We start from the raw sequence: 26,353 nt of genomic DNA on the forward strand, positions 1-26,353 counted from the left end.
CAACAAGCGTGGGCTTAATCACAGACTCATTGGAAAAAAAATGATTATCTACGCGCTGAGTTTACTGTTTTATCCTTACGCTTTTTCATGATAAAACAGTGGTGAATAACCCATCATGTTGCGAGCATTCTAATGATTAAGTGGCCTTGGAACGCAGGTGAGAATCGCCCTCTTGCCAATTATCCCTGGGAAGACGCGTTAGCTATTCCTCTGCTTGCAACGCTCACACCCGCCGAATCGCATAAACTCACGCTGATTGCCTCGAAGTTCTTGCAGGTGAAACGCATCGTCCCATTACAAGACCTGTGCCTTTCTCCTCTGTTTGAGGCTCGTATCGCTTTACTCTTTTCACTGCCGGTACTCGAACTTGGCATTGACTGGCTTGATGGGTTTCATGAAATTCTGCTCTATCCAGAGCCTTTTATTTTTCATGAAGAATGGCAAGATGACATCGGCTTAGTTCATACCGGCCCAATGGTGCAAGCAGGACAATGTTCGGCGCAGGGACCGGTTATCTTGAATTTGATGGATGTGAAAGACTCTTTCGACCTGTCTGGCTACAACCTTATCATTCATGAGACGGCACATAAGCTCGACATGCGTAACGCCGGCGTCGCTACCGGCATTCCGCCGATTGCGCTTAAAGATGTTGCGCAGTGGGAATATGACCTACAGGCGGCCATGAACTCCATTCAAGATGAAGTCGACGTTGTCGGTGAGGCGGCCACCAGCCTTGATGCTTATGCAGCAAGCGAACCGGCAGAATGCTTTGCCGTGCTTTCTGAATACTTTTTTAGCGCACCTGAACTGCTCTACGGGCGTTTTCCCGCCATGTATGCGCATTTTGTTAAATTCTATCAACAAGATCCACTTGCTCGGCAGCAGCACGCGCAGGCAAGCGATCTGTCTGCCATAAATGCTAGATAGCGATTCGCGCGGTTCCCTCATTGACCAAAATAGTGCGTTTGAAGTGTCGTTGGGAAAATTCAGGATCGTGACTTATCGCTAACACAGTTGTTCCTTGCTCACGCCGTTTCTTCAACCAAGCGTCAAAAATCCCCATCCAATACGGATCAAAATCTCGGCTCGGCTCGTCTAAAAGTAGTAAGGGCGACTGCATAGCACATAGGCACGCAACGGCGACCATACGGCGCTGTCCACTGTGTAAATCGAGCGGGTGTTTATTCGCAACGGCAATTAGCCCACATGTCTCGAGGGCATGCTGTGCTCGCGCCTCAATCAGTGCCGATGGCAAACGCTGTAATCGTAGCCCAAACCGGATTTCATCGAGTACTGAACTATGGAACAACTGGCGTTCAACTTCCTGAAACAGAAAACCAATCTGGGCGGCTTTTTCTAGCGATTTCATCTGTGCAAGATCTACGCCGTCCAAATAGACACTCCCACGACTCGGTTTGAGCAAACCCGCAGCGAGTCGCAGCAGCGTCGATTTTCCAGCACCGTTTTCTCCGGTAATCACCCATTGCTCACCACGTTTGATATGCAGATTTACGCCTTGAAGGCAGTCCTTTTCTGCCTCCCAGCTAAACCCCATATTTTCTATGTTTAGCATGGCGGACAGCCTCGCATAAAAGGAGAAAACACCTGTGTGACATCATTAAGATTCTGAGTTTCTTGCAGCAGCGCCGTTTTCAATTGTTCAGGTAATACGACTTGTTGCACTAATGACGACGGAAGGATCTCATCAAAAAAGCTCGTACTTCCTTCTTTCAGCAGTACACGCTGCGGGCAATAATCTGCCGCAGGGAAAAGACGATGTTCAAGCATAACCACCGAGCACTGCAGCTCTTGCGCATAGCATTGAATAGCATCAAGCGCTTGATAGGTCGCCTCTTGGCTTAATCGCCCCAACGCCTGATCCAATACTAATAATTTTGGATGCATGACCAGAGCACAGGCGAGTAACACCCGCTGCGCTTCACCTCCCGATAGCGTCTGGGGGTTGCGTAAGCGCAGGTGCAGGCAATTGAAACGCGTCAGGGCAGTTTCAACTCGCGTCATTATTTCAGCGGCAGGCAGCGCTAAATTCTGTGGCCCAAATGCAATTTCGTCTTCAACGGTAAAACAACAACCGGAAAACTGTAAATAGGGCGACTGCTGAACCCATTGGCGGGTATATTTCACTTCATGCTCGTGCAAAATGTTGCAACCCAACACCTCGCCCTGGCCTTGAATATGCCGCAATGCGTTTTCTTCAAGGGCTCCAACCAAAAATTTAGCCAGCAGGCTTTTTCCTGAACCATTCCCACCGAGAATGGCAAGCCAGTGCCCTTCTTCCAGCGTCAGGGTTATTGGCCCTAGCTGAAAAACGCCATGCACATCCACCACTAACCGATCGATATCGAGTGATAAAGCCAAAACGCACCTCCTTCGACCAGCAAACAACAGAGTAAAACAGCGCGCAAAAATGGCTCCCAGCGATGTTCGAAGATGGGTTTAAGAACGGTGCGATGTGGATAGAGACGAAATGCCCGCGCATCTAACGCAGCACTTCGCGTGGTTAAATCATTGAGACTTTGCAGTAGTAGAGGTGAAAGCAACGGTACGATCGTTTTCAATCGCTGAATAAGGGTGCCATCAAAACTCACGCCACGCGCGCTTTGTGCTTCTTTAATCGCGGCTAATTGCTGTTTAAGTTGCTCCTTTAGCAGTAGAGGGCCAGCGCACAAATAAGCGATGCCGACAGGTAAGCGACTAGATAATAAAGCAGCAACAAAGCGCTGAGTTGAGACTGTTTGCAGCCACAGTTGAGCGGCTGCAAAGAAAACGAGCAGACGTAACCACAGTGCAATGGCAAATATGGGAACGGTAAAACTGATTTTGTCACTATGAGAAAACAGCGACTGGAGCCAGTGGCTGTGAACGAGCCACAGCCCTATTCCCATGGGGATCATAAAGGCCATCACCACTTTGATACGCCAGCGTGCCGCAGGCCAGATTATAATAATTGCCACAGGCACCAAGCCCCATCCAATAAGAATTGGCAGAGGCAAAAATAGCGCGCTGACGGAATACCAAAACCAGAGCGCTAGCCATGTAAAAGGATGCATTAACGAATCGGTGCCATATGCGGGAAATTATGGCGCGTGCGCTCAGGCATGCGACGCAGAAGCCCCCATACAATCAGCACCGTTAGAATTTTATCTATAAGATTAACGCCGACAACGGTGAAAGCCACGGACTCTTGCAACCCTTCACCGACAGCATGTAAATAGGCCACCACGAAGTCAGCGCCACTTCCTGTCGCACCGCCAAACAGATAAGTCCGAATAGGCACCGCCACTACCGTTAAGCACAGCGTGATTACTACGCCGGTAATCACGACGCGGCCAAACGATTTAAACCACCCCGCTCGCGCCATCACACCAGCTACGCAGCCAATGACCATGGAAACAGGCGCAAAAGCAGCTGCAATCGGACCGGTTAGAAGTCCCCAGAGCAAATTAGTCACTAGCCCCGTAAATAACGCAACCCAAGGTCCCGCCAGCACTGCGCATAGTACGGTGCCAATCGAATCTAAAAAAAGGGGGAGTTTAAGCATAGAAATCATCTGCCCTGCGATCATATTAATCGCAACACAAATGACGATCAGAACTAAGCTACGACTAGAAAACTGGTATTTCTCTTTCATTTATTCTCGTCCTTAAGAGCGTTGCGGGGCGTGATAGCTAATTCTTCGTAGCCGGATAAAACACAATCCTGACGTGAAAAATCGACATCACACAACTCACCAATGATGAGTTCTAGCGTGGTTCTAACAATATTTCCAGGCATAACATGGCCACCGAACATCCGACCGGTTTCATCGGCAACCGACATATGCAGATGTTCGAATTGGCTATCCAAAGTCCCGCCTAGGGCGATAACTTCAAATGTTCCTTCAATTAAGCTAGTGCGTTCGCACCCGGCGTATCGAAGCGAAACGGTTGAAAGGCTTCCAACCACGGAGGCGATCCAGCCTGCTTTGATGTGATGTGTGGCAATAAACTGCCTTAACTCGGCAATTAACTCTGTTCCCGGCAGAAGTCTGAGGGGGTAGAACTGGCTCGATGAGACTAAATCCTTAGCACGCATAAGTATTCCAGTATGTGATTCAACCGCACAATAGTAAGAAAAATAAAAGGGTTACTTTGCGATAAAGAACAAAGTTTTAGCTTTTTGTGCACTTAATCAGCAATCAGTCTCACTATTTTAATTAGCCGTTGACAGTCACCTCCACGCTCGCTAATATCTGCCCCGTTCAAACGATTCCTCTGTAGTTCAGTCGGTAGAACGGCGGACTGTTAATCCGTATGTCACTGGTTCGAGTCCAGTCAGAGGAGCCATATTTAAGAAGCCTGCTTAGGAAACTAAGCGGGCTTTTTGCTTTTCTGCGTATGCCGTCTGCGTATACCGAAAGAATTTGGTGGTCAGATTTGGGGTCAATCAGGTTCGATAACAGGTTCAGGCAATCTTCAAGGCAGTAACACAGCGCCTACCTTTCACCCAGAAAATAGCATTCCATTCGCGAAGCGCTCGCAGTAGTCGGCTAATGCGGTGAAATCGGTTTGGGCATTAAATGAAAGTGTGAATGGAAAGCTTTCGGACGAATATGCTTGGGTGAGGATAGTAGCCATTTGGCAACCTCCAGTCGGATTTCATGCTTGAACGTTGCCGTTGAATTCTTTCTTGCAATGCTTGTGCGCTATTCACCTCACTGACGTAACTTAATCAAAGTGATGTTGAGAACGCCTGAGAAGTCATTTCCCGCAGAGAGGGCTATTTGTGCGAACAAAGGATCGTGCTCTGCAACAAAACTAAAATGAGATTAAGACAAAAACTCATCATTATGCTTAGAAGATAAGCGAACAGTGCAAAAATAGTAATTTAGGCTTTACAGCCTCGTGAGAGGCCGCTATTATCTGCCTCATTCAAACGATTCCTCTGTAGTTCAGTCGGTAGAACGGCGGACTGTTAATCCGTATGTCACTGGTTCGAGTCCAGTCAGAGGAGCCAAATTTGAGAAGCCTGCTTAAGGAAACTTAAGCGGGCTTTTTGCTGTTTGCATTCAGCTATACAATCTATTGATATTTGTTGAGCTACTCGTTTTTGCATCCAGTATGCTTCTACTTTCGTCGGTTTTACGTCTCAGATACTTACAAACTCACAAATGATGGTAAATCATCCATGTAATCCTAAAAAATCAACATGATGACGATAAATCAATCAAACAAATCACATTTTATGTTTAACACTTTACAGTGGAATACTCCCTCGCTATTATGCGCCTCGTTCACACGATTCCTCTGTAGTTCAGTCGGTAGAACGGCGGACTGTTAATCCGTATGTCACTGGTTCGAGTCCAGTCAGAGGAGCCATATTTAAGAAGCCTGCTTAGGAAACTAAGCGGGCTTTTTGCTTTTCTGCGTATGCCGTCTGCGTATACCGAAAGAATTTGGTGGTCAGATTTGGGGTCAATCAGGTTCGATAACAGGTTCAGGCAATCTTCAAGGCAGTAACACAGCGCCTACCTTTCACCCAGAAAATAGCATTCCATTCGCGAAGCGCTCGCAGTAGTCGGCTAATGCGGTGAAATCGGTTTGGGCATTAAATGAAAGTGTGAATGGAAAGCTTTCGGACGAATATGCTTGGGTGAGGATAGTAGCCATTTGGCAACCTCCAGTCGGATTTCATGCTTGAACGTTGCCGTTGAATTCTTTCTTGCAATGCTTGTGCGCTATTCACCTCACTGACGTAACTTAATCAAAGTGATGTTGAGAACGCCTGAGAAGTCATTTCCCGCAGAGAGGGCTATTTGTGCGAACAAAGGATCGTGCTCTGCAACAAAACTAAAATGAGATTAAGACAAAAACTCATCATTATGCTTAGAAGATAAGCGAACAGTGCAAAAATAGTAATTTAGGCTTTACAGCCTCGTGAGAGGCCGCTATTATCTGCCTCGTTCAAACGATTCCTCTGTAGTTCAGTCGGTAGAACGGCGGACTGTTAATCCGTATGTCACTGGTTCGAGTCCAGTCAGAGGAGCCAAATTTGAGAAGCCTGCTTAAGGAAACTTAAGCGGGCTTTTTGCTGTTTGCATTCAGCTATACAATCTATTGATATTTATTGAGCTACTCGTTTTTGCATCCAGTATGCTTCTACTTTCGTCGGTTTTACGTCTCAGATACTTACAAACTCACAAATGATGGTAAATCATCCATGTAATCCTAAAAAATCAACATGATGACGATAAATCAATCAAACAAATCACATTTTATGTTTAACACTTTACAGTGGAATACTCCCTCGCTATTATGCGCCTCGTTCACACGATTCCTCTGTAGTTCAGTCGGTAGAACGGCGGACTGTTAATCCGTATGTCACTGGTTCGAGTCCAGTCAGAGGAGCCAAATTTGAGAAACCTGCTTAGGAAACTAAGCGGGTTTTTTGTTTTTTATCCCTTGGGTTTTTCGAGCTGCCCCATACGCATATTAAGATTTAACCGCTAGCGAAATTTGTTTAACTTGATTGGAAGGTGAAGCAAGAATTTGCATTTGAAGTGCAGGCAGAGCGAGATGCCCTGCCTGTGGGATAGGGATCTTACTTAGCTTCGCCTTCGCCCAGCGCTTTAAGCTTTTTAGAAAGCTCACGACGCTCTTTAGACAGATCGGCGTTCTTGATGATGTAGTCATCAACACGATCTTCGTAGTTGCCACGCATGTCGGCAATGATCGCCTGAATCGCTTCAACACTCATACCTGGCTTGATGTATTCGCTCAGGTTGTCTAACAGCAATACGCGTTTCTGGTTATCACGGATTTTTTTCTCATTATCCACGATTTCGCGCTGCAGCTTGTTTTTACGGCGGAACATACGCACAAATTCCAGAACGTTTTGGAAAGTCGGCTTATTCACATTTTCCATCTTGATACCTTTGCTTAAGTAGAAAACTTCAAATCAGGCTGTGACTAACAAGATACCGTTTCACGGCTTCGAGGTATAGCCTCTCACTATTCTTATATTACCCAGTTTAGCCATCCGGCAACATGATAAAAACACCTCAAATAGTGAATAAAGATGACTAAATGCTGAAATTTCGCGCAAACGAGTCAATTTTGGACGAAAAAAATCCGGGCAAGCCCGGATCTTGATTTCTACGTTCAATGACGCCGAATGTTAGTCTTGCAGCCACTCAGTGTGGAATACACCTTCTTTATCAGTGCGCTTATAGGTGTGCGCACCAAAGTAATCACGCTGAGCCTGAATCAGGTTAGCCGGCAACACTGCTGAGCGATAGCTATCGTAGTAGGAAATCGCCGCAGAGAACGTAGGCGTTGGGATACCATTCTGTACAGCGTAAGACACCACGTCACGCAGCGCTTGCTGGTACTCATCAGCAATTTTCTTGAAGTACGGAGCCAGCAGCAGGTTTGCAATTGAGGCATCCTGAGCATAAGCGTCAGTGATTTTCTGCAGGAACTGTGCACGAATAATACAGCCGGCGCGGAAAATCTTAGCAATCTCGCCGTAGTTCAGATCCCAGCTGTATTCCTCTGATGCAGCACGCAGCTGAGAGAAGCCCTGCGCGTAAGAAACGATTTTGCCGAGGTACAGCGCACGACGAACTTTCTCAACGAATTCTGCTTTGTCACCGCTAAAGACCTGAGCCTTCGGACCAGACAACACTTTAGATGCCGCAACGCGCTGATCTTTCAGTGAAGAGATATAGCGTGCAAACACGGATTCCGTAATCAGAGACAATGGTTCGCCCAAATCCAGAGAGCTCTGGCTGGTCCATTTACCGGTGCCTTTGTTAGCCGCTTCGTCCAAGATCACATCTACCAGATATTTGCCCTCTTCATCTTTTTTGGTGAAGATATCTTTAGTGATGTCGATCAGGTAGCTGTTCAGTTCGCCTTTATTCCATTCGGTAAAGGTCGTTGCCAGCTCGTCATTAGACAGATTCAGGCCATGTTTCAGCAGAGAATAGGCTTCAGCAATCAGCTGCATATCACCGTATTCGATACCGTTGTGGACCATTTTCACATAGTGACCAGCACCATCAGAACCGATGTAGGTTACGCACGCCTCGCCGTCTTCTGCAACCGCAGCAATTTTCTTCAGGATAGGAGCTACCAGTTCATAGGCATGTTTCTGGCCACCAGGCATGATAGATGGGCCTTTCAGCGCGCCTTCTTCACCACCGGAAACACCGGTACCAATGAAGTTAAAACCTTCAGCAGACAGTTCGCGGTTACGGCGAATAGTGTCTTGGAAGAAGGTATTGCCGCCATCGATTAGAATATCGCCTTTTTCCAGATAAGGCTTCAGGGAATCGATAGTCTTATCAGTAGCTTCACCAGCCTTCACCATCAACAGGATACGACGAGGCTTCTCAAGGGATTCAACGAATTCCTGTACCGTGTAATAAGGTACTAAATTCTTGCCCGGGTTCTCAGCAACGACTTCGTCGGTCTTGTCCGTGGAACGGTTAAAGATGGATACGGTATAACCGCGGCTTTCGATGTTGAGCGCGAGGTTACGCCCCATCACTGCCATACCGACAACGCCGATCTGTTGTTTGGACATTGGAAACTCCTGTCTAAGGGATGATACCTGCGAGGACTCTCCTCACAGCACATGTGTGGCAGCTATGTTAACTCAGCTTGCAGTTAATGGGATAGCGATTGATGCGATAGATGTTTCAAGCGTTCAGAAGGTGTACGCATACGTTTGCTAAAACTTGGAGTTTAAAATATAAAAAAAGCCCGCAAGCGGGCTTTTACATTTAGTTTACGAACTCACTGTGCTCACAACGGATTAATCACCACCGAAAAGATCACGGGTATAGACTTTACTTGCAACATCCGCCAGCTGTTCATCCATGCGGTTAGAGATAATAATGTCAGAACGTGCTTTAAATGCATCCAGATCGTTCATCACTGGTGAGTTAAAGAAGCTATCTTCTTCCATCACCGGCTCATAGATCACCACCTCAACGCCTTTCGCCTTGATGCGCTTCATAATGCCCTGAATCGATGATGCTCTGAAATTATCTGAGCCACTCTTCATAATCAAACGATAGATACCCACCGTTTTAGGCTGGTGCGACAAAATAGATTCGGCAATGAAGTCTTTACGCGTGCGGTTCGCATCAACGATAGCGCCGATGAGATTATTCGGTACCGATGAATAGTTTGCGAGCAGTTGCTTGGTATCTTTCGGCAAGCAATAGCCACCATAGCCAAATGACGGATTATTGTAGTGATTACCAATGCGCGGATCTAAACAAACCCCGTCAATAATCTGACGCGTGTTCAATCCGAGGGCTTCAGCGTAGCTATCCAGCTCATTAAAGTAAGCCACACGCATCGCCAGATAGGTATTGGCAAATAACTTAATGGCTTCCGCTTCAGTTGAGTCAGTGAAAAGAACCTGGATATCTTCTTTGATTGCACCTTCAACTAACAACGCGGCAAATTTTTCTGCACGTTCTGAACGCTCACCAATCACAATCCGTGATGGATAAAGATTATCGTAAAGCGCCCGCCCTTCGCGTAAGAATTCTGGCGAGAAGAAAATATTCTCAACACCTAGCTCTTCACGAATGCTCTGTGTATAGCCAACCGGCACCGTTGATTTGATCACCATCACCGCATTAGGGTTGATAGCCATCACATCTTTAATCACAGACTCAACCGACGAGGTATTAAAGTAGTTAGTTTTGGGGTCGTAATCAGTTGGCGTTGCAATGATGACAAAGTCTGCATTTTGATAGGCGTCTTCTTTGTCGATCGTTGCACGGAAGCTGAGGGGTTTATGGGTTAAATAATGCTCGATTTCTTTATCAACGATAGGCGATTTTTTTTGATTTAATAACTCTACCTTTGATTCAACGATATCTAACGCAACAACTTCATGATTTTGAGCGATCAAGAGACCATTAGATAACCCAACATAACCCGTACCACTAATTGCAATTTTCATGAAAATTTCTCTGAAAAAATGAATTGTTAAGGTATCGAATAATATATTAAAAAATCAGTAATATATCTAACGAACTCTAAATCGCGAGAGCCTTTTAACAAATCATTTCATTCTTAATTAATACCTAAAGTGATTTCTGCAGTTGTTTTAACCAATTTTTGAATGCAGTCCCCTGTGATGGATGATTCAGACCATAAGCGACAAACGCCTCAGCATAGCCAAGTTTCTCACCACAGTTATAAGCTTTGCCCACCATGCGATAGGCTTCAACAGGCAGATGCTGCAACATTGTTGCAATAGCATCAGAAAGTTGAATACGCTCCCAAGCGCCATAGCCCGTAGTTTCCAGAATAGGCCAAATAGCGCCAGACAGAACGTAGCGCCCCACCGCAGATAGATCTGAGTTATACATTTCTGCATTTTCAGGTTTCTCTACGATAGACGTCATACGAGCGGTTTGCCCTTGCTCAAGAACTTCGCTGTCACAGTTAATCACCGAGTACTCTGACAGCTCTTCAATTGGTGTTGATTGCACAAGTACCTGACTGCGGCCAGTTTCACTGAAACGCTGTACCATCGATGCTAAATTCTCTCTCGAAGCATCATAGGTAGAGTCGTCCAAAAGGATATCCGGCAGCACCACCACAAACGGGTTGTCACCGACTAATGGTTTGGCGCAAAGAATTGCGTGGCCCAAACCAAGTTGTTTGTGCTGACGTACGCTGTTGATAGTGACGCCCTTCGGACAGATCGACTGTACTTCAGCCAATAACTGACGTTTCACACGTGCCTCAAGCAAAGCTTCAAGCTCGTAAGAAGTATCGAAGTGGTTTTCGATAGCATTTTTAGATGAGTTAGTGACCAAAATAATTTCTTTGATACCCGCAGCTACGCATTCATTCACGATCTTCTGAATAAGCGGAATATCAACGATTGGTAGAAGCTCTTTAGGAATTGCTTTGGTAGCCGGCAGCATTTTCATGCCAAGGCCAGCGACGGGGATGACGGCTTTGATGTTTGTCATTTTAATGCTTTTCCAGAAATTCATGGCGGACGGTATTTGCAATTCCCTGTTCAAGCGTAACTGGCGGCTTAAACCCAGTAGCAGCAATACTATTAGATTTAAATTGAGTACGCGCGCAGAATTTTTTAACACGAATACAGCTCACTGGGAATTCTTTTCCCGTGATCTTAGACAGTATGTCAAGACAATAACCACCAGCAATCCCGATTGCATATGGAATTCGAATATTATTCTTTTTCCTATGCAAGGCTGAGCAAATAACATCGGTAAGTTCGTTCATTGTAAAATCAGGTTTATCGATGTAGTTAAATACATGACGTCCTGATCCAAATGTTGTAGCAAACTTTAAGAATGCTGCAATATTCTCAACGTAAGCCATAGACTTTTGGTTATTACCATCACCAATCATGAGAAACTTACCTGAAGCAATCTGGCGGAATAAATTATAAACGTTGCCTCGATTATTTTCGCCAAATACAACTGTAGGACGAATTGTTACAAGTGTACGTTCTGTATCCCTTGCTTGCCATGAATCATAAACAGATTCAGCTTCAAGCTTAGATTTTCCATAGTCGTTGAATGGATGAAACTCACCATCCTCACCTGTTTCTTTTTCTACAAATCCATAAACAGCAACAGATGATGTGAATACAACATGCTTAATTCCTAATTGTTCAGCTGCGTCACAAACATTCTTAGCACCTTGCACATTAACATCATAATAGAGACTAATTGGATGAACATTATCTTTATGCTCTGCCGCAAGGTTTATAACGACGCTACTTCCAGATAATGCTTCTAGTAATGAACTAGTATTAGTCACATCACCATATAACCATTGAGATGCATACGCAGTACTTTTTTTAATATCGACAATTCTAAAATTAACATTTGCACTAGCAAGCGCATGGGCCAACCTTGTTCCTATAAACCCGGCACCACCAATTATAGTTACTAATTCACTCATTTTTTAACTCCATGTTTTTTAACGGCTCTAATCGCGTAATGTGAAAAATAATATGCCGATTTTAAAATACTAAACTTGAGGTAATCACGATAAAATGACCACTGCGTAAAGAGAATCTTCATCTTATTTGAGGACAAGCTAGCATAACCTTCCCTATAAAAAGCTAATGGTTCTGATATGCAATGTGCAAAATCAATCCTCTCCAAAATTGTCAGCCATAGTGCCATATCTTGTCGTTTTCTAATAGGTGGCATCAAAAGTTTACCAAGTATCTCAGCATCGTAAATAGCGGTAAGACACCCTATAACATTCGATTTCAAAAGCTCATTATAATTAACTCGTTCAGGAGGGACTATATGAGCGAAAACATCACCATCACTATTTATTTTTTTATATTCACTGTATGTGAGCACATAATTATTTTTTTTCATGAAACTTATCTGTTTTTCAAGTTTGTCATTACTCCACAGATCATCACTATCTAGAAATGCAATATACCGTCCATTGGATTTAGTTATGCTATTATTTCTAGAGCAACCAGCACCTAAATTTTTCTCATTGAAAAAAGGTTTTATCCGATGATCTTTTGCGCTGAAAAGCTCTATTATACTTTTTGTTCCATCTGTAGACATATCATCAGTAATTAATAACTCCCAGTTTTCATACGATTGAGAAAGAACTGATGAAATGCTGTCAGTTATAGTTTTCTCTGAATTAAACGAGGGCATTATTATTGACACTAGGTCTTCCATAAATCACCTTAAATTATAGCCGCATGGTATTATATTTTTAATAAAAATATTTAGTTACATCAAAAAAATGAAACGTATTTTTTAATTTTCCATTATTTTCATTATTATTAACATTACTTGAATAAAGACTTTCTGATAAGCAATTAATCAATACAGGAAAATGCACATTGTGTGCATAAACTCGACTAGATTTATATCCATTCTTAAGTGTCATTGCCTTATACCAAATATCGTCTGCTTTAGGTGCTACACTAAGAAACTTGTCTGAACTCGAAACTTCTCGGGATATAGACCCGATGGGATAGGCGACACCTGAGCACCCTGTAGGTAATAAACTGTAATTTGGCTCACTTCCTGAAACGTTAAGGCTCATAGACTTTTTATAATCAAAGATGCCATTATAAATGCGTAAATCATGACCTCGAAAGCATGAAACACAATTATCTTTCATACTTTTTAAAAGCAGTTCTTCACTCCAATATTTAGGATAAAGCACATCATCATCTGCCGTAATAACATGCTTAATCCCGGTAACTTGTATGAGAAGATCGTATATATATGATAGTTTTTTGTACGAACCAATGTCATCATTTTTGATATGAATAATTAACCCATTATTTTCAAGCCGTTTAATATTTTTTGGTATACCACCATATATATCTATATCTTTTTTTGATAACCAAAGATGAATCTCTCGTGGCTTTAATTTTTGATAAAAAAATGATTCCAATACTAAATGTAGTGTACCAAATCTCTTATGATACGAAGTCAGTGATATAATATATGAAGATGACTGCTCTAGTTGGGGACGTTTCCAAGAAAAAAAATAAGACAAGAAAATAAATTTAACAGTCTCAAAAAAAGAGCTAATTAGGAATAGAATCTTATTTATCAAAATATTCATTTAACTCATCCGCTGAACCATGCTGAAAATAAAAATGCCTATCACTCATATTTATCGGTCTATCCCTTCCATATCCAATTGGTAAATAATTATAGTTGCCAATAGCTTTGGAAAACATATTCTGAAGTCGCCATGTTATTTTCTTAATAAATTTTGACCGCGATGAAATAAGCAAAAACTTAGGAATGAAGAAAAACCAATCAGATGTTGCCAATGCAAACTTTCTCTCAGGAGGCATCTCTGAATCAGAGAATGGTATTAGAAATATTTTCGCAAGAAAACTATCTATATATTCTTTTTTAATAATAAAAAAAGATTGCTGCAAGGGATTGTTAAAATCCTTGCACTTCCCAAACATGTACGGCTTATTCATTTTCGCTATACAATCTTCTATTATGTTTTCTCCAAAAATAAGTGCATCTTGCTCAATGTATACATAGTAATCACAATCGCAATTTTGCGCGTAGGACATTGAATGTATGACAGACCGCATCCATCCAGAATATTTTCCAGTATGGTTAGTTGAATGTCCTGCATTCTCATTTAAGGAGATAACTTTTAAACCAATTTCCCATTTTGGCTTTATTGGCGAATTACTATCTACAATAATAATTTCAGTTGGAGATGTATATTTGCGAATAGCATCATACCAATGATAATGAAAATTTTCATTTCTAATATCATTATCACCATATAGCTTTTCTCTTTCATCATCAGAACTAGAACACCACCACCCACTGCCAATAATATATTTCATAATTTTTCCCTATATATTATTAAACTCAAGACACCATCCACGACAACACATTATAAAACAACGATTCTTTGTTAAAAAATGTAATGTTATAATCACCTAAATCATTTAATACCACAAATCTGATAAATACAAAAACAATAAAAATAAAAAAAGTAGTTTCAATAAACATTGAAATATTTTTATTTTCTGCTTTTAGAAAGATGTTTGATATATGATAAAAAAATAATGGTGCTAGAAAAACCACAATCATAGATATTCTTTCGGGAAGAATATCATACTCTCTAAAAAAGAGGATTAAAAAATAGAACACGATAAAAAATAAAGAAATAGAATCCAATGACCTTTTATATCTCGACATCATCGAATATAGCAAAAGAATAAAGCTCATATGCAAAGGAACTAAAATAAGACTAAAAAGTGTCAAGCTTGAATTGGATAAATTATTATTTAGATAAAAACCTATCTTTCGGTCTATTGATGGTGCGAAATTTTTCGCTAAATTTACTATTTGATTTATAATTTCAGTGTTTAACGGAAAAAAAATAACAGCAAAATAGAATAATAATATCCAACGCAACTTCACTCTACTTTTTATAAAATTAGAAATATAGAAAACAAAAATATATAAAATAGAAATAGAATGAGCAAGTACAGACAATAAAGAGTATATAGTTGATTTTACACGAGGGAACAATCCATTCTTCGGTTGCGTGACTAATAACATAAAGAATACTATAGACAGCGACTGCCTTGAAAGATATAGTCCTTGCTGTATATAAATAGGATATATAATTATAATAGGGTAGTACTTTATGCCCCTCCAGCCAAAATGACGATGAACTATTATAGCGAGACATATATTAATAAATAAGGATTGAGTAAATAAAACAAATCTGAAATCAGCATCAAAAAAACCTAAGACAGAATAAAACAACATGAGCAAAGGCTCAGTCGCAAACTCATCAACATAACCGGAATGAATTACATCCAAGTAGATAATTTTATAATTGCTAATGTCTCCAGAAATATCTACATTTGAGTTGAATAATGCTGAGGCCAAAATTAAAACAATCAATGCTAAAAACTTAATATTTCCACTAGAAAAATACACAGTCATAGAAAGCAGAACTAGTACAATCCAAATAGGGAGAAAAATCAAAGTACTAGCTAAAAATACAAAAAGTAGTCCAATAAAAATATTGGATTTATATGTTAGCGGTTCTATAGTGGTCATATATACTCATTAAGCCGGCATCGGGACTGAATACAAACAAAGCCAAATTAAAGCCAAATTAATACTTACTGCATGTAATCCCTGTCATTCCATTTGGCTAGTGCATTAATCAACGAATTTATAGTGTACTTTTCTTTAATTTCTTTAGAAATTGCAACATAAGGTAATTGCATAAAATCCGTGAGAATGCGTGTAGTAATCATTTCTTTTTCAATTATCAGTATATTATTTTTGTTATAAAAGTCATAACATGAAATATCAGCGTTATCTGTTATTAGTTTTTTCCCAAAAAAAAGAGACTCAAGTGCTCTTAGGGTCAGGCCACTTTGCCCTTTCTGTATGATCTCAACTATACACTCAGAGTTTATCAATATATCTAAATAGTCAGAATAAGCTATATCCTCATCCTTGAGCATACAGTCTTTTACTACAGCATCGCTGCAGTTATTTATATGGTCATGAGTTATGTGATGAAAAAATTTCAGATTTGAGTTAATGAAAGTTTCAGATATTATTTTTATTTTATCAATTCTACCTTTATTTTTTCCAACAAAGAAACCAGAATATATTGGCTTTTCTTTGTTTATGTCATATTTATCGACTATTTTTTGTGAGTAAATTTGATGATGATAAAAAAGCCCAAACTTTGAGGCATCACCCTTATCAAACGTCCAGATTTTTATACCAATGAACTTCATTATAAAAAATATAATTCGAAGTTCAATTGTTGTTCTTGCAATTGATGAACAGGGGTTCCATAGCCATAAACTTTGCTTTTTATACTTCAAACATTTTTTAAAAATTAGAGCTAAAAGATTAAACTGATCGATACCATAATAGATAACACATCCTCTTTTATTTTTTTTAAAAAAGAAAAGAATGCCATATAATGGAAACAAAAAAAACACTATCAGTCTATAGTAAATACGTAAAAAAAACCTCTTGCTATTAGACTTTGATATATCAACAAATTCATCCATGGAATGCAAATAAATATCTTTAGAATCCAAATCTTTTAATATGTATTCAGTTAGCAAAAAGTTATTTTTTACAATATGTATCATTATAATTCCTAGCGGTATTAGATTAATCTTTAATAGATTTATAAAATGAACGCATAATTAAGCTTAACAATAAAAACTCGCTGAGTGTCGCTGAAATTGCCCCAGCATAATTACTAAATGTAATCGATAAAATAACACAGACAACAATATTTGTCACACCAACAATAATAACATTTTTTGAGAATTCTTTCATTTTCCCGATTGATACCAGGCCTAAAATGCCATAAAAATAATTAAGACCACCAAATAAAATGACACCAGAAAAAATAACAAAATTTATAATAACAGATATATCCTGATGATGGTAAAATATATTTGTTATGACAGGGGTAAATAGTATGAATATTAAAGTAAGAGAAATATAAAAATAAAAAACTTTTTTTCCATATTTCTTAAAAAAACGCTTTATGTAATCAGAATCGTTTTTGTTTTTATTATTAAAAAATGGGAATACCGCATCACCTATGACATTCTGAACCATCTGAACACTACGAACAACCCTTTCACAAATCGAATAACTTCCTACAACAGCAGGAGAAGAGAACATGCTCATTATTACTATATTCGAATTTTTATAAAGAGTTGAAGCAACTCTAGACACAAAAATATGCCAGCCGTCAATTAGATATTTTTGGATTACAGATATTTTAATCAACTTCACTGTCATGTTAAATTTCCGCCAAGCGATAATTATCCCTAATATACATGATAACAGTGAAGCGCCACCATTAATGAGAGGCACAAGAAATGCGTCATCGCTATTTTTTGTCATAACAAATATCAATATTGTTCCAAATATTTTTGTGGCCGTGTTAATTATTGTAATAAATTTCATATTTTCCATTCCCTGAAAAAACCATACAGGAAATAGAGATTGTCCAACTATAATAAGATATGAGTATATATATATATCTAGTGACATGCTATAAATTGGTATATTTTTTATTATCAATAAAAAAATAAAAAAACAAACAGATAAAAAAGATATTTTTATATAGAACACAGCACTAAATATCTCGACTAATCTCTCATGGTCCTCTCTATTTTCAGCAACATCACGAGTTGCGGTAAGATTAAACCCATAGTCAGATATCATTTGGAAGTAAATACACAACGCTGATGCTGTGGCAATTACTCCGACATTATCAATCCCGATATGAATAACTAAATATGGAATTAAAATTAATGGCAATATGTAGTTGATCAACTGAAGCATTGCGAGAGAGAAAATATTACCTAGCAATCTCTTCACATCACCTTTCATTGCCAACAATGAAATAAATTTTGAGGGCATATCCGACTCTAATTTTTATGTTTATAATTCTTAAACTCAGAATTAGCTCCATGAACTAATAATATAATTTCGCCGTACTATATCTAGACGGATAATTTATTATTCATTGATATTATTGTTTTTTTTATCTTTAATAGATAGGATAGGCTCTATCCCAACCCCCCAGTTGATATTTATTAGCGGGTCATCCCATTTTATTCCTCGCTCGTATGCCGCACTATAATAATTAGTAGTTTTATAGCAAAATTCGACATCGTCACTTAAAGCCAAAAAACCATGCGCAAACCCTTCAGGAATCCACAACTGTCTCTTGTTCTCAGCAGATAGGTTAACTCCCACCCATTTACCAAAGGTTTCTGAATCCTTTCTGATATCAACAGCAACATCAAAAACCTCTCCCGCTACGCACCGAACTAGCTTACCTTGTGCAAACGGCGCAAGCTGATAATGTAAACCACGCAAAACCCCCTTTGATGATTTGGAGTGGTTGTCCTGAACAAAGTCTACAGGGTAACCAACGGCCTCTTCAAAAACTTTTTGGTTGAAGCTTTCAAAGAAAAAGCCACGCTCATCGCCAAAAACTTTTGGTTCAAAAATTAAAACATCTGGGATCTCAGTTTTAATAACGTTCATCAATTAACGACCTTTAACCATTTTCAACAAATACTGACCATATGCATTCTTCGCCAAAGGTGCAGCTAAAGCCCTCACCTGCTCAGCATCAACAAAACCTTTGCGGTAAGCGATTTCTTCTGGGCATGCCACTTTCAATCCTTGGCGTGTTTCTATCGTCTGAATAAAATTCGCTGCTTCAATCAAACTTTCATGCGTACCAGTATCAAGCCAAGCGTATCCACGCCCCATCATAGCAACCGATAAATTACCCTGCTCCAAATAGATACGGTTAATATCAGTAATTTCTAACTCTCCACGTGGTGATGGCTTTAAACTTTTAGCCATTTGCACAACGCGATTATCATAGAAATATAAACCGGTTACCGCATAGTTGCTCTTAGGTTCCAGCGGTTTTTCTTCTAAAGAAATAGCCTTTCCATTCGCATCAAACTCAACAACACCGTAACGCTCAGGATCATTGACATGATAAGCAAACACCGTTGCACCAGACTCTTTAGTAATGGCAGCTTCAAGTTGTTTCTGCAGGTCATGTCCGTAGAAAATGTTGTCGCCTAGCACCAATGCACAGTTATCGCTGCCAATAAACTCTTCGCCTAAAATAAAGGCTTGAGCCAGTCCATCGGGACTTTCCTGAACTTTATATTGCAGTTTCAATCCCCATTGGCTACCGTCTCCCAGCAACTGCTCAAATCTTGGCGTATCCTGCGGTGTGCTGATAATTAAGATGTCGCGAATACCCGCCAGCATCAAGGTACTGATCGGATAATAAATCATTGGTTTATCATAAATAGGAAGTAGCTGTTTACTTACCGCCATTGTTACAGGATACAAGCGAGTCCCAGAGCCTCCGGCTAACACAATCCCTTTACGAGTTGTCATTCTTTAATCTCTTTAATTTAATCTGTTTAAATAATACTGAGTTTTGTGTGAGGTGAATTATTTCGCTGTTGCTGAGAATAACTCACATAGCATACGCTTAACGCCAACATCCCAGTTGGGCAATTCTAGGCCGAAGGTTTGTTTAAATTTGGTAGTATCGAGTCTTGAATTGAGAGGGCGCATCGCTGGTGTAGGGTAAGACGATGTGGCAACAGGTAAAGTACTTTTTACTTTTAATTCAATCCCTGCTGCTTTTGCTTCTGCAAACACCAGGTTAGCAAACTCAAACCACGTTGTGGTACCGGAGGCTACAAGATGATAGATACCTGTGACATTAGGGTTAGATAACGCTTTTTGTATTGCATGGGCTGTACAATCAGCCAATAATTCAGCGCCTGTCGGAGCACCATGCTGATCATCAATTATAGAGAGTTCTTCACGCTCAGCGCCTAAACGAAGCATGGTCTTAGCAAAGTTATTTCCCTTGCTTGCATATACCCAGCTCGTTCTGAATATAAGATATTTTGTACAATGCTGTTGAATTGCCTGTTCTCCAGCAAGTTTAGTTTCGCCATAGATGTTCAGAGGCGATGGCTCATCAGTCTCTAACCATGGCTTGTCACCGGTTCCTGGCAATACATAATCGGTTGAATAGTGGACTAACCACGCACCAAGTATTTCAGCCTCTTTCGCAATCGCGTCTACGCTGGTAGCATTTAACAACTGAGCAAATTCTTGCTCACTTTCAGCTTTATCCACCGCGGTATGCGCGGCAGCATTAACAATGATATCAGGCTTAATTTTACGTACCGTTTCTGCCACACCTTCAGGGTTAGTAAAGTCACCACAATACTCTAACGAATCATAATCAACTGCGATTATATTACCTAGTGGAGCTAAAGAGCGCTGGAGTTCCCAACCTACTTGGCCATTTTTACCAAATAATAATATATTCATTTTACAATACTCCACGACTTTCTTAATTTTATAAAGTTAAGATATTCTTGTTAGAATTATTTTTGCGGTGATATTTTCTGCCAGCGATGGTATTACATATTTTCTCGTCAAAATGCGTCTGTTATATCTAGGCTCACTGATAGATATCAGCCGTTAATTCATCTGAGCAACCATCAAAAAAACAATATAAAACATGTGGCTTTGAAGAATTCTCACCCACGCTACCGCCCTTGGCTCGTCAGCTACCAATGCACTGTTCAAACTCGCGGCGATGTGGGTCCTATGAGACTGCACGCAGAGTACACTCCTGTCGGATGCCCCCACCTCAGATAATTCTTAATCCAGCCCCTTTTTAGGAACTTTCCCTCTATCACTATTTCTTACATTTTTCGATGCGGGCTAATTCTCATACTTCTGACGGTCTGATACAAGGATAAATACGCACAAAAAGTTTAGCTGTTTTAGAAATGCGCAAATTGACATACAAATTGAACTTTTTGCTGAATATCCATAGTTATCGCAAGCCCTTCTTGTGCTTATACTTGAATTTATCGCGCCAACCACCGATCATTCCCTAAGAATAACTGTAACAACTCTAAAGGTATAACGAAGCGTATGGAATGGATCGCCGATCCGACTATTTGGGCAGGGCTAGCAACACTGGTCGTGCTTGAGATTGTGCTAGGTATTGATAACCTAGTTTTTATTGCAATTTTGGCAGAGAAACTCCCCCGTCAGCAGCGTGACAAAGCGCGTGTAGTTGGCCTATTGCTGGCGCTCGTGATGCGCCTTGTACTACTGGCCTCAATCTCTTGGCTGGCGACGCTAACTAAGCCAATCCTGACTCTCAACGGGCACGGCTTCAGCGCACGCGACCTGATTATGTTGACCGGCGGGATATTCTTGCTCTTCAAAGCCACCGTTGAATTGAACGAACGGCTGGAGGGCAAAGATCATGAGAGCCACAGCCAGCGTAAAGGAGCCAAATTCTGGCCAGTGGTGATCCAAATCGTAGTGCTCGATGCGGTGTTCTCACTGGATTCAGTTATCACCGCAGTGGGTATGGTTGAGCATCTTGCCGTTATGATGGCAGCCGTATGTATTGCCATCAGCCTGATGCTGCTTGCCAGCAAACCGCTGACAAATTTTGTTAACGCCCACCCCACCATCATTATTTTATGTTTGAGCTTCCTGCTGATGATTGGCTTCAGCTTGGTCGCTGAAGGCTTTGGCTATCTGATTCCGAAAGGTTATCTCTACGCCGCTATCGGTTTTTCAGTGATTATAGAAGTCTTGAATCAGCTTTCTCAGTATAACCGGCGACGTTTCCTCTCTTCATCGCGCCCGCTTCGTGAGCGGACTGCTGAAGCCGTTTTGCGCTTGCTAAGTGGGAAACATGAAGAGGCGCAGCTTGATGCCAATACATCCAGCCTGATTGCCGATAATCGCGGTGAAGCCGACCTGTTTATTCCGCAAGAACGCATGATGATCGAGCGCGTATTAGGCATGGCGCAGCGTACTGTGAGCAGCATTATGACATCCCGCCACGACGTGGAGCAGCTAGACCTAAGCGATCCGCAAAGTAAGCTGGATGAGTTATTACAGAAAAACCTGCATACGCGTATTGTAGTAACAGATGATAATGCCGCCGACGAACCGCTGGGCGTTATACATGTTATCGACCTACTGAGGCAGCAGTTGCAAGGCGAGAAACTCGATCTTCGTGCGTTGGTTAAACAACCCCTAATTTTTCCTGAAGGCGTGTCGCTGTTGATGGCTCTGGAGCAGTTCCGACAGGCACAGACTCATTTTGCCTTTGTGGTTGATGAGTTCGGCTCCGTTGAAGGCGTGGTGACGCTTACTGACGTCATGGAAACCATTGCCGGTAACCTCCCCGTTGCCGGTGAAGATATCGACCCGCGCCATGATATTCGGCAAAACGAAGATGGCACGTGGATCGCCAACGGCTACATGCCGCTGGAAGACTTGGTGCTTTATATGCCTCTGCCAATCGATGAGAAGCGCGAATACCATACGTTAGCGGGTTTATTGATGGAGTACTTGCAACGCATCCCACACGTGGGTGAGCAAATTAGAATTGGTGACTATATGTTCGAGCCGTTAGAGATTAACAGCCACAGAATCCTGAAAATTAAAATCACGCCGCTTGTGGTGCCTGACGATGATTATGAAGTCTAAATCGCCTTTCAGATAATATTTATCGATTAAAAAAGCGGGCTTTGCCCGCTTTTGTTTATCCGTGATACCTAGCCATTATTACAAATGAATAGGAACTAGAATTTCAGTTGCAACGATAACTACAATCAGACCAACCAGTACAGGAACAGAAGTACGCTTCACCACCTCAAACGGGGAGATCTTCGCCATCCCTGCCACCGCAACGACTACGCCAGAAACAGGTGACAAAGTACGGCCAAGGTTAGAGGCCTGTAGCATAGGGATGGTTAAATAAGCAGGGTTAACACCCATCTGTGCTGAAAGTTTTGGGATCAACTCCACGAACGCATAGAAAGGCGCATTGCCAGACCCCGTGGTCATAGCGGCCAGCATCGTGATCACCACCAGCACTAGCATCATGATAATTCCACCGGTGCCAAACGACTGTGCTAAATCTATCAGGCTGCTGATAAAGCCCACGGTGCTTAACCCTTGCGCGAAAACGCCCGCAGCGACTAACAGCATCACCACGCTAGCAAAAGCGTCCGCCATACCTCGATAGGCAACTTCCAGGCCTACAAAAACTTTCTGCGCATCAAAGCCACGCAGGAATTCAATGATTGCGGCACCAAGCATACAAATCACAAGCACGGTAATAATGTGCAGCTCTGGACCCCATTTACCGTCGAAAATTAAAACCCCCAGAATAGGCGTAAACGGGAGCAAGGCGTAGAAGCTAGGCGCGTTAGTTTTGATTTCACTCACGTCCAGCATTTCATGAGAGACGTTTTCTTTTTTATCTAAATAACGCTGCCAAAAGAAATGTGCGATAGCCATGCAAATGATGGCGGCAATAGAAATTGGAAGCGTAGTTTTGAAAGCAAAATCGATCAACGGCATTTCAGATGCTTTGGCAGCCAGCACAACGTCTCCCGACGTTGGCGCAAGGATAATCGCAGCCGGCGATGCACAAATAGCCGCCGCTGCACCTCGACTAATCCCAACGTTCACCATCACAGGGAACAGTGTTGCCATCAATAAAACGCCTAGCCCCGTAGCCGAGGAAACAGCCAGTGACATCAGACAAGCAACGAAATATGCCGCAATCATCAATAAATAGGGAGAATTGATGTACTGCAGAGGACGAGATGCTAATTTCACCACCATATCATTTGCCCCAATATGGGTCATGTAGGCAGCAAATCCACACAGCATCATAATCATCATGCCTAAATCGCCACCGCGGCTCATAAGCAAGACTTTAATATATTCAACAATATCGGTTGCGCTCAGTCCTGTCGGCTTGGCGCTCGCCGGTAATATCTGATGCCCCATCAACGCACTAATAATCAGCAGTAGGATCCCACCAACCATTAATACCCCGGTAGCCGAATAGCCCTTGATGATGTATCGACCAACCCCCGTCGCCACAATGACACCAATTAACAACTCAATCATATGAAAGCCTCTATAGGTATTGCTTTAAATAAGTTCTCTACGGAACTTGAATAGCCTCAATGGCGAAAAAATAAACTAACCTAGCGCTACTGCGCCAGTTAGCCGATTAAACCATCGAACTCTGCCGAAAAAAGCAGACGATTTTACTGACTTTGGTCAACGATTTCCCGTGTTTGTTTTTGCCATGACAAGTTTGTGATTGGCCGCTTGGTTCAGGAAATCCCAATTGCATTTCAACTTTTTTTAGAAATAGAAAAGGATTAGAAATAGAAAAGGATTAGAAATAGAAAAGCCGCAGCAAACTTGCTGCGGCTCGATGTGAAACTAAACCTTAAGTACTTAAAGCTTCTTCAACAATCGCTCTAAGTCTTTCTTATCTTTTGAATCTTGATGCTTTCCAAGCCAATTATTCAATGCATCTTTGGCTTTTTGCTCAAGCTCACTACGCAAGACTTTATCCACATCCAGCGAGTAACTCAGCTCTTGCCAAGGGCCATAAATCCGTAATGGGATCACCGCTTTTTGCAGTGTTTTAACCACGTTGCTTTTGCCCTTCCACCCATCAAGAACGCGGACATTTAGGCTCATATCACAACGTTGTTTATTCAGGTTTATCAGCCCAGAACCACCCGCCGTTAAGATTTCAGAGCGACCAAAGAACTGAGTAATGCGTAAATTACCCTGTCGCAGTACCGTGTCCGCTTTGAGTTCCTGAATTTTAGTGTAATCCGTATAGCTATCTGCAGCGGTAACCTCTGAGTGGCTACGGACCACAGCTTGCTGTATTAACTGCTGAATATTCATGCCGTTAAGACGTGCGTTAGCCATCGATATATGTGCGTGACCATCCCAACGCTGCATGATGTCGGCTAAAGTTATGCCAGAGCCACTAAATTTTCCGGTTAAAGTGAGATCGCCTACAAACGTTTCTGGCTGTCCAAATGCATGTAAAACCGGCCCCATCGCAATGTTTTCTATCTGCGGCGTCAGCGTGATTTGCGCAGGTTGATTATTATCAACGACAGAAATTGCCCCTTGCGTCTTAAACGTTCCATGCCCAAGCTTACCGCTGAGATCCTGCAACGTCGCCGTCCCCTGCTGGTTTTGCACCTGCAGAGAAAAATCAGCAATCGTCAACCCATGGTAGATAATTTGGTTGGCCTGAATTTTTACGTCAGCATTAAAATCACGCAAAAATGCCATTTCGCCTGGCTGAGAGACAGATTGAGAATTAGAGGTAACAGGCGAGCGAGGGCCACTCTGTTGTGATGTATTGGCACTGCCTGCGTCTGAATCACCCGGCGGTTGCCAGCCCAATAAATTATCTAGGTTGAGCGCCGCGGATTTTAAATCAACTTGGTACGTAGACTCGCCATCGGCCTGCATTGAGCCTTGGACCCGCCCCTGAAGCTGACTCTGGTTAGCGGTTATCTGCAAATTCGAGATGTCTAACAGCTGCGGTTGTAACTGATAACTGACCGTTGCACTCCCCTGCCCTGCAATCCCGTCCGCAGGCAATCCCACACCTGCCAAGTGATAGTCAAAACTGGAAACAACGGCGCTATAGCGCTGTGGATAGCTACTCAAATCCACGTTTGCGGCCAGTTTAAAGCTAAGATCGCGTTGGTTACGATTTATCCGACTCGAAAACTCAATATAGGCCTGACGTTCACTGTCTTGATCGATCGACAAATTAATGTCGCGCATATTAATTTGGTCATCTTTATCTTGCTGCCAAATTAACAGGCTGTCTTTGACCTGAACTTTTTTGATATTCAACTTCCACGCAACGTCTTTAGACGGTTCGCGTGAGCCCGATGGAGCAATCGGTGAATTATCAGGCTTCTGCGCATCGCTATCTGGCGTTAAGCGAATCACCGCGCCCTTTAACATCACCTGCTTAACGTCAAGCTGATGAGACAAGAGTGGCCACAACGCGACGTCTAACCGCATGTTTTCCGCACTGACAACGGGTTGTGCCGCGCCTGGGGCAGTCAGCGACATGCGCCCAGATAAAATGCTAAGGCGGGGCCAAACATGCCAACGCAGAGAGCCATCTAGCTGCAGATCATAGCCTGTACGCTGCTGCACTTCTTTCGCCATATAGCTACGAAAGTCATTGGGATTTACCAGCAATACCAGCGCCGTCATACCAACAGCTAACACAACCAACAAAATAACTATGGTCGTCAGAAATCGTCTCATGCCATCCTCTATCTCAAGGCAAGCGTTGTAAAACCGTGGTGTTTAAGTTCGAGATGA

Annotated in this window: 25 protein-coding genes and 5 tRNA genes; 7 read left to right on the forward strand and 23 right to left on the reverse strand. The window is 41.9% G+C overall.

Features of this window, described 5'->3' with window-relative positions:
* Positions 1 to 132 precede the first annotated feature (132 nt).
* A complete protein-coding gene (gene mtfA, locus AB3Y96_RS13865; protein ID WP_367299457.1) occupies positions 133 to 927 on the forward strand; it encodes a DgsA anti-repressor MtfA in 795 nt (264 codons plus the stop codon).
* Here the strand turns inward: mtfA and AB3Y96_RS13870 are convergent.
* The 5 genes from AB3Y96_RS13870 to AB3Y96_RS13890 are packed head-to-tail and all read right to left on the reverse strand — an operon-like array spanning position 920 to position 4,095.
* Positions 920 to 1,573 carry an energy-coupling factor ABC transporter ATP-binding protein gene (locus tag AB3Y96_RS13870; RefSeq protein ID WP_367299458.1) on the reverse strand — a complete coding sequence of 218 codons (654 nt, stop codon included), beginning with the start codon at positions 1,571 to 1,573 and terminating at the stop codon, positions 920 to 922. The genes mtfA and AB3Y96_RS13870 overlap by 8 nt on opposite strands.
* Positions 1,567 to 2,379, reverse strand: coding sequence for an energy-coupling factor ABC transporter ATP-binding protein (locus AB3Y96_RS13875; protein ID WP_367299459.1), 813 nt, complete (start codon positions 2,377 to 2,379; stop codon positions 1,567 to 1,569). Before AB3Y96_RS13875 ends, AB3Y96_RS13870 begins: the two co-directional genes overlap by 7 nt.
* Positions 2,349 to 3,071: an energy-coupling factor transporter transmembrane component T gene (locus AB3Y96_RS13880; protein ID WP_367299460.1), complete on the reverse strand. Its 723-nt coding sequence runs from the start codon at positions 3,069 to 3,071 to the stop codon at positions 2,349 to 2,351. Before AB3Y96_RS13880 ends, AB3Y96_RS13875 begins: the two co-directional genes overlap by 31 nt.
* Positions 3,071 to 3,652, reverse strand: a complete 582-nt coding sequence (locus AB3Y96_RS13885; RefSeq protein ID WP_072310123.1) for an ECF transporter S component — start codon at positions 3,650 to 3,652, stop codon at positions 3,071 to 3,073. Before AB3Y96_RS13885 ends, AB3Y96_RS13880 begins: the two co-directional genes overlap by 1 nt.
* The gene (locus AB3Y96_RS13890) at positions 3,649 to 4,095 is read right to left on the reverse strand and encodes a PPC domain-containing DNA-binding protein (RefSeq protein ID WP_367299461.1); all 447 of its coding nucleotides are present in this window, start codon (positions 4,093 to 4,095) and stop codon (positions 3,649 to 3,651) included. The genes AB3Y96_RS13885 and AB3Y96_RS13890 overlap by 4 nt, the downstream gene beginning before the upstream one ends.
* A 175-nt stretch (positions 4,096 to 4,270) precedes the next feature.
* Between AB3Y96_RS13890 and AB3Y96_RS13895 the strand changes: the two genes are divergently transcribed.
* A tRNA-Asn gene (locus tag AB3Y96_RS13895) sits at positions 4,271 to 4,346 on the forward strand.
* A gap of 156 nt (positions 4,347 to 4,502) precedes the next feature.
* Here AB3Y96_RS13895 and AB3Y96_RS13900 read toward each other — a convergent pair.
* A complete protein-coding gene (locus AB3Y96_RS13900) occupies positions 4,503 to 4,637 on the reverse strand; it encodes a hypothetical protein (protein ID WP_367299462.1) in 135 nt (44 codons plus the stop codon).
* A gap of 303 nt (positions 4,638 to 4,940) precedes the next feature.
* On the opposite strand from AB3Y96_RS13900, the gene AB3Y96_RS13905 reads away from it, so the two are divergent.
* Both AB3Y96_RS13905 and AB3Y96_RS13910 read left to right on the forward strand, forming a co-directional pair.
* Positions 4,941 to 5,016, forward strand: a tRNA-Asn gene (locus tag AB3Y96_RS13905).
* A gap of 286 nt (positions 5,017 to 5,302) precedes the next feature.
* A tRNA-Asn gene (locus tag AB3Y96_RS13910) sits at positions 5,303 to 5,378 on the forward strand.
* A gap of 156 nt (positions 5,379 to 5,534) precedes the next feature.
* On the opposite strand, the gene AB3Y96_RS13915 is transcribed toward AB3Y96_RS13910, so the two are convergent.
* On the reverse strand, positions 5,535 to 5,669 hold the full coding sequence (locus AB3Y96_RS13915) for a hypothetical protein (protein ID WP_367299462.1): 135 nt from the start codon (positions 5,667 to 5,669) through the stop codon (positions 5,535 to 5,537).
* Between the two features lie 303 nt (positions 5,670 to 5,972).
* Here AB3Y96_RS13915 and AB3Y96_RS13920 point away from each other — a divergent pair.
* A tRNA-Asn gene (locus AB3Y96_RS13920) sits at positions 5,973 to 6,048 on the forward strand.
* A gap of 286 nt (positions 6,049 to 6,334) precedes the next feature.
* Positions 6,335 to 6,410, forward strand: a tRNA-Asn gene (locus AB3Y96_RS13925).
* Positions 6,411 to 6,600: 190 nt separating this feature from the next.
* Here the strand turns inward: AB3Y96_RS13925 and tmaR are convergent.
* The 14 genes from tmaR to rfbD form a co-directional block, all read right to left on the reverse strand.
* Positions 6,601 to 6,924: a PTS system regulator TmaR gene (tmaR, locus tag AB3Y96_RS13930; protein WP_025798203.1), complete on the reverse strand. Its 324-nt coding sequence runs from the start codon at positions 6,922 to 6,924 to the stop codon at positions 6,601 to 6,603.
* 252 nt (positions 6,925 to 7,176) lie between these two features.
* Entirely contained in the window at positions 7,177 to 8,589 is a 1,413-nt protein-coding gene (gndA, locus tag AB3Y96_RS13935) for an NADP-dependent phosphogluconate dehydrogenase (protein WP_072310121.1), read from the reverse strand.
* A gap of 231 nt (positions 8,590 to 8,820) precedes the next feature.
* Positions 8,821 to 9,987, reverse strand: a complete 1,167-nt coding sequence (ugd, locus tag AB3Y96_RS13940) for a UDP-glucose 6-dehydrogenase (protein WP_367299463.1) — start codon at positions 9,985 to 9,987, stop codon at positions 8,821 to 8,823.
* A gap of 124 nt (positions 9,988 to 10,111) precedes the next feature.
* Positions 10,112 to 11,011 carry a sugar phosphate nucleotidyltransferase gene (locus AB3Y96_RS13945; protein WP_367299464.1) on the reverse strand — a complete coding sequence of 300 codons (900 nt, stop codon included), beginning with the start codon at positions 11,009 to 11,011 and terminating at the stop codon, positions 10,112 to 10,114.
* 1 nt (position 11,012) lies between these two features.
* A complete protein-coding gene (locus AB3Y96_RS13950) occupies positions 11,013 to 11,978 on the reverse strand; it encodes an NAD-dependent epimerase/dehydratase family protein (protein ID WP_367299465.1) in 966 nt (321 codons plus the stop codon).
* Positions 11,975 to 12,730 (reverse strand): glycosyltransferase family 2 protein, encoded by a 756-nt coding sequence (locus AB3Y96_RS13955; RefSeq protein ID WP_367299466.1) that lies wholly within the window; start codon positions 12,728 to 12,730, stop codon positions 11,975 to 11,977. Before AB3Y96_RS13955 ends, AB3Y96_RS13950 begins: the two co-directional genes overlap by 4 nt.
* Positions 12,731 to 12,767: 37 nt before the next feature.
* Positions 12,768 to 13,634 carry a hypothetical protein gene (locus tag AB3Y96_RS13960; RefSeq protein WP_367299467.1) on the reverse strand — a complete coding sequence of 289 codons (867 nt, stop codon included), beginning with the start codon at positions 13,632 to 13,634 and terminating at the stop codon, positions 12,768 to 12,770.
* Positions 13,615 to 14,391 (reverse strand): hypothetical protein, encoded by a 777-nt coding sequence (locus AB3Y96_RS13965; protein WP_367299468.1) that lies wholly within the window; start codon positions 14,389 to 14,391, stop codon positions 13,615 to 13,617. Before AB3Y96_RS13965 ends, AB3Y96_RS13960 begins: the two co-directional genes overlap by 20 nt.
* 25 nt (positions 14,392 to 14,416) lie before the next feature.
* The gene (locus AB3Y96_RS13970; protein WP_367299469.1) at positions 14,417 to 15,625 is read right to left on the reverse strand and encodes an EpsG family protein; all 1,209 of its coding nucleotides are present in this window, start codon (positions 15,623 to 15,625) and stop codon (positions 14,417 to 14,419) included.
* A 65-nt stretch (positions 15,626 to 15,690) separates the two neighbouring features.
* Complete coding sequence (locus AB3Y96_RS13975; protein ID WP_367299470.1) at positions 15,691 to 16,689, reverse strand: hypothetical protein; 999 nt, start codon at positions 16,687 to 16,689, stop codon at positions 15,691 to 15,693.
* Positions 16,690 to 16,711: 22 nt separating this feature from the next.
* Positions 16,712 to 17,983, reverse strand: a complete 1,272-nt coding sequence (locus AB3Y96_RS13980; protein ID WP_367299471.1) for an oligosaccharide flippase family protein — start codon at positions 17,981 to 17,983, stop codon at positions 16,712 to 16,714.
* Between the two features lie 99 nt (positions 17,984 to 18,082).
* Positions 18,083 to 18,616, reverse strand: a complete 534-nt coding sequence (gene rfbC, locus AB3Y96_RS13985) for a dTDP-4-dehydrorhamnose 3,5-epimerase (protein WP_367299472.1) — start codon at positions 18,614 to 18,616, stop codon at positions 18,083 to 18,085.
* A gap of 3 nt (positions 18,617 to 18,619) precedes the next feature.
* Positions 18,620 to 19,498, reverse strand: coding sequence for a glucose-1-phosphate thymidylyltransferase RfbA (rfbA, locus tag AB3Y96_RS13990; RefSeq protein WP_367299473.1), 879 nt, complete (start codon positions 19,496 to 19,498; stop codon positions 18,620 to 18,622).
* Between the two features lie 57 nt (positions 19,499 to 19,555).
* Positions 19,556 to 20,470: a dTDP-4-dehydrorhamnose reductase gene (gene rfbD / locus AB3Y96_RS13995; RefSeq protein WP_367299474.1), complete on the reverse strand. Its 915-nt coding sequence runs from the start codon at positions 20,468 to 20,470 to the stop codon at positions 19,556 to 19,558.
* A gap of 600 nt (positions 20,471 to 21,070) precedes the next feature.
* Here rfbD and AB3Y96_RS14000 point away from each other — a divergent pair.
* On the forward strand, positions 21,071 to 22,654 hold the full coding sequence (locus AB3Y96_RS14000) for a TerC family protein (protein WP_072310106.1): 1,584 nt from the start codon (positions 21,071 to 21,073) through the stop codon (positions 22,652 to 22,654).
* A gap of 78 nt (positions 22,655 to 22,732) precedes the next feature.
* Here the strand turns inward: AB3Y96_RS14000 and dcuC are convergent, their stop codons facing one another.
* Together dcuC and asmA are read right to left on the reverse strand one after the other, a co-directional pair.
* Positions 22,733 to 24,091 (reverse strand): anaerobic C4-dicarboxylate transporter DcuC, encoded by a 1,359-nt coding sequence (dcuC, locus tag AB3Y96_RS14005; RefSeq protein WP_025798173.1) that lies wholly within the window; start codon positions 24,089 to 24,091, stop codon positions 22,733 to 22,735.
* Positions 24,092 to 24,430: 339 nt separating this feature from the next.
* Positions 24,431 to 26,296, reverse strand: coding sequence for an outer membrane assembly protein AsmA (gene asmA / locus AB3Y96_RS14010; protein ID WP_367299475.1), 1,866 nt, complete (start codon positions 26,294 to 26,296; stop codon positions 24,431 to 24,433).
* Positions 26,297 to 26,353 lie beyond the last annotated feature (57 nt).

This window comes from Hafnia alvei, from assembly GCF_964063325.1.
GTDB classification, from domain to species: Bacteria; Pseudomonadota; Gammaproteobacteria; order Enterobacterales; family Enterobacteriaceae; genus Hafnia; species Hafnia alvei_B.

Excerpts from the sequence above, each read along its gene's own strand:
- mtfA (WP_367299457.1), top strand. The coding sequence starts at position 133 with ATGATTAAGTGGCCTTGGAACGCAGGTGAGAATCGCCCTCTTGCCAAT.
- AB3Y96_RS13870 (WP_367299458.1), bottom strand. The coding sequence starts at position 1,573 with ATGCTAAACATAGAAAATATGGGGTTTAGCTGGGAGGCAGAAAAGGAC.
- AB3Y96_RS13880 (WP_367299460.1), bottom strand. The coding sequence starts at position 3,071 with ATGCATCCTTTTACATGGCTAGCGCTCTGGTTTTGGTATTCCGTCAGC.
- AB3Y96_RS13885 (WP_072310123.1), bottom strand. The coding sequence starts at position 3,652 with ATGAAAGAGAAATACCAGTTTTCTAGTCGTAGCTTAGTTCTGATCGTC.
- AB3Y96_RS13890 (WP_367299461.1), bottom strand. The coding sequence starts at position 4,095 with ATGCGTGCTAAGGATTTAGTCTCATCGAGCCAGTTCTACCCCCTCAGA.
- AB3Y96_RS13900 (WP_367299462.1), bottom strand. The coding sequence starts at position 4,637 with ATGGCTACTATCCTCACCCAAGCATATTCGTCCGAAAGCTTTCCATTC.
- AB3Y96_RS13915 (WP_367299462.1), bottom strand. The coding sequence starts at position 5,669 with ATGGCTACTATCCTCACCCAAGCATATTCGTCCGAAAGCTTTCCATTC.
- tmaR (WP_025798203.1), bottom strand. The coding sequence starts at position 6,924 with ATGGAAAATGTGAATAAGCCGACTTTCCAAAACGTTCTGGAATTTGTG.
- gndA (WP_072310121.1), bottom strand. The coding sequence starts at position 8,589 with ATGTCCAAACAACAGATCGGCGTTGTCGGTATGGCAGTGATGGGGCGT.
- ugd (WP_367299463.1), bottom strand. The coding sequence starts at position 9,987 with ATGAAAATTGCAATTAGTGGTACGGGTTATGTTGGGTTATCTAATGGT.
- AB3Y96_RS13945 (WP_367299464.1), bottom strand. The coding sequence starts at position 11,011 with ATGACAAACATCAAAGCCGTCATCCCCGTCGCTGGCCTTGGCATGAAA.
- AB3Y96_RS13950 (WP_367299465.1), bottom strand. The coding sequence starts at position 11,978 with ATGAGTGAATTAGTAACTATAATTGGTGGTGCCGGGTTTATAGGAACA.
- AB3Y96_RS13955 (WP_367299466.1), bottom strand. The coding sequence starts at position 12,730 with ATGGAAGACCTAGTGTCAATAATAATGCCCTCGTTTAATTCAGAGAAA.
- AB3Y96_RS13960 (WP_367299467.1), bottom strand. The coding sequence starts at position 13,634 with ATGAATATTTTGATAAATAAGATTCTATTCCTAATTAGCTCTTTTTTT.
- AB3Y96_RS13965 (WP_367299468.1), bottom strand. The coding sequence starts at position 14,391 with ATGAAATATATTATTGGCAGTGGGTGGTGGTGTTCTAGTTCTGATGAT.
- AB3Y96_RS13970 (WP_367299469.1), bottom strand. The coding sequence starts at position 15,625 with ATGACCACTATAGAACCGCTAACATATAAATCCAATATTTTTATTGGA.
- AB3Y96_RS13975 (WP_367299470.1), bottom strand. The coding sequence starts at position 16,689 with ATGATACATATTGTAAAAAATAACTTTTTGCTAACTGAATACATATTA.
- AB3Y96_RS13980 (WP_367299471.1), bottom strand. The coding sequence starts at position 17,983 with ATGCCCTCAAAATTTATTTCATTGTTGGCAATGAAAGGTGATGTGAAG.
- rfbC (WP_367299472.1), bottom strand. The coding sequence starts at position 18,616 with ATGAACGTTATTAAAACTGAGATCCCAGATGTTTTAATTTTTGAACCA.
- rfbA (WP_367299473.1), bottom strand. The coding sequence starts at position 19,498 with ATGACAACTCGTAAAGGGATTGTGTTAGCCGGAGGCTCTGGGACTCGC.
- AB3Y96_RS14000 (WP_072310106.1), top strand. The coding sequence starts at position 21,071 with ATGGAATGGATCGCCGATCCGACTATTTGGGCAGGGCTAGCAACACTG.
- dcuC (WP_025798173.1), bottom strand. The coding sequence starts at position 24,091 with ATGATTGAGTTGTTAATTGGTGTCATTGTGGCGACGGGGGTTGGTCGA.
- asmA (WP_367299475.1), bottom strand. The coding sequence starts at position 26,296 with ATGAGACGATTTCTGACGACCATAGTTATTTTGTTGGTTGTGTTAGCT.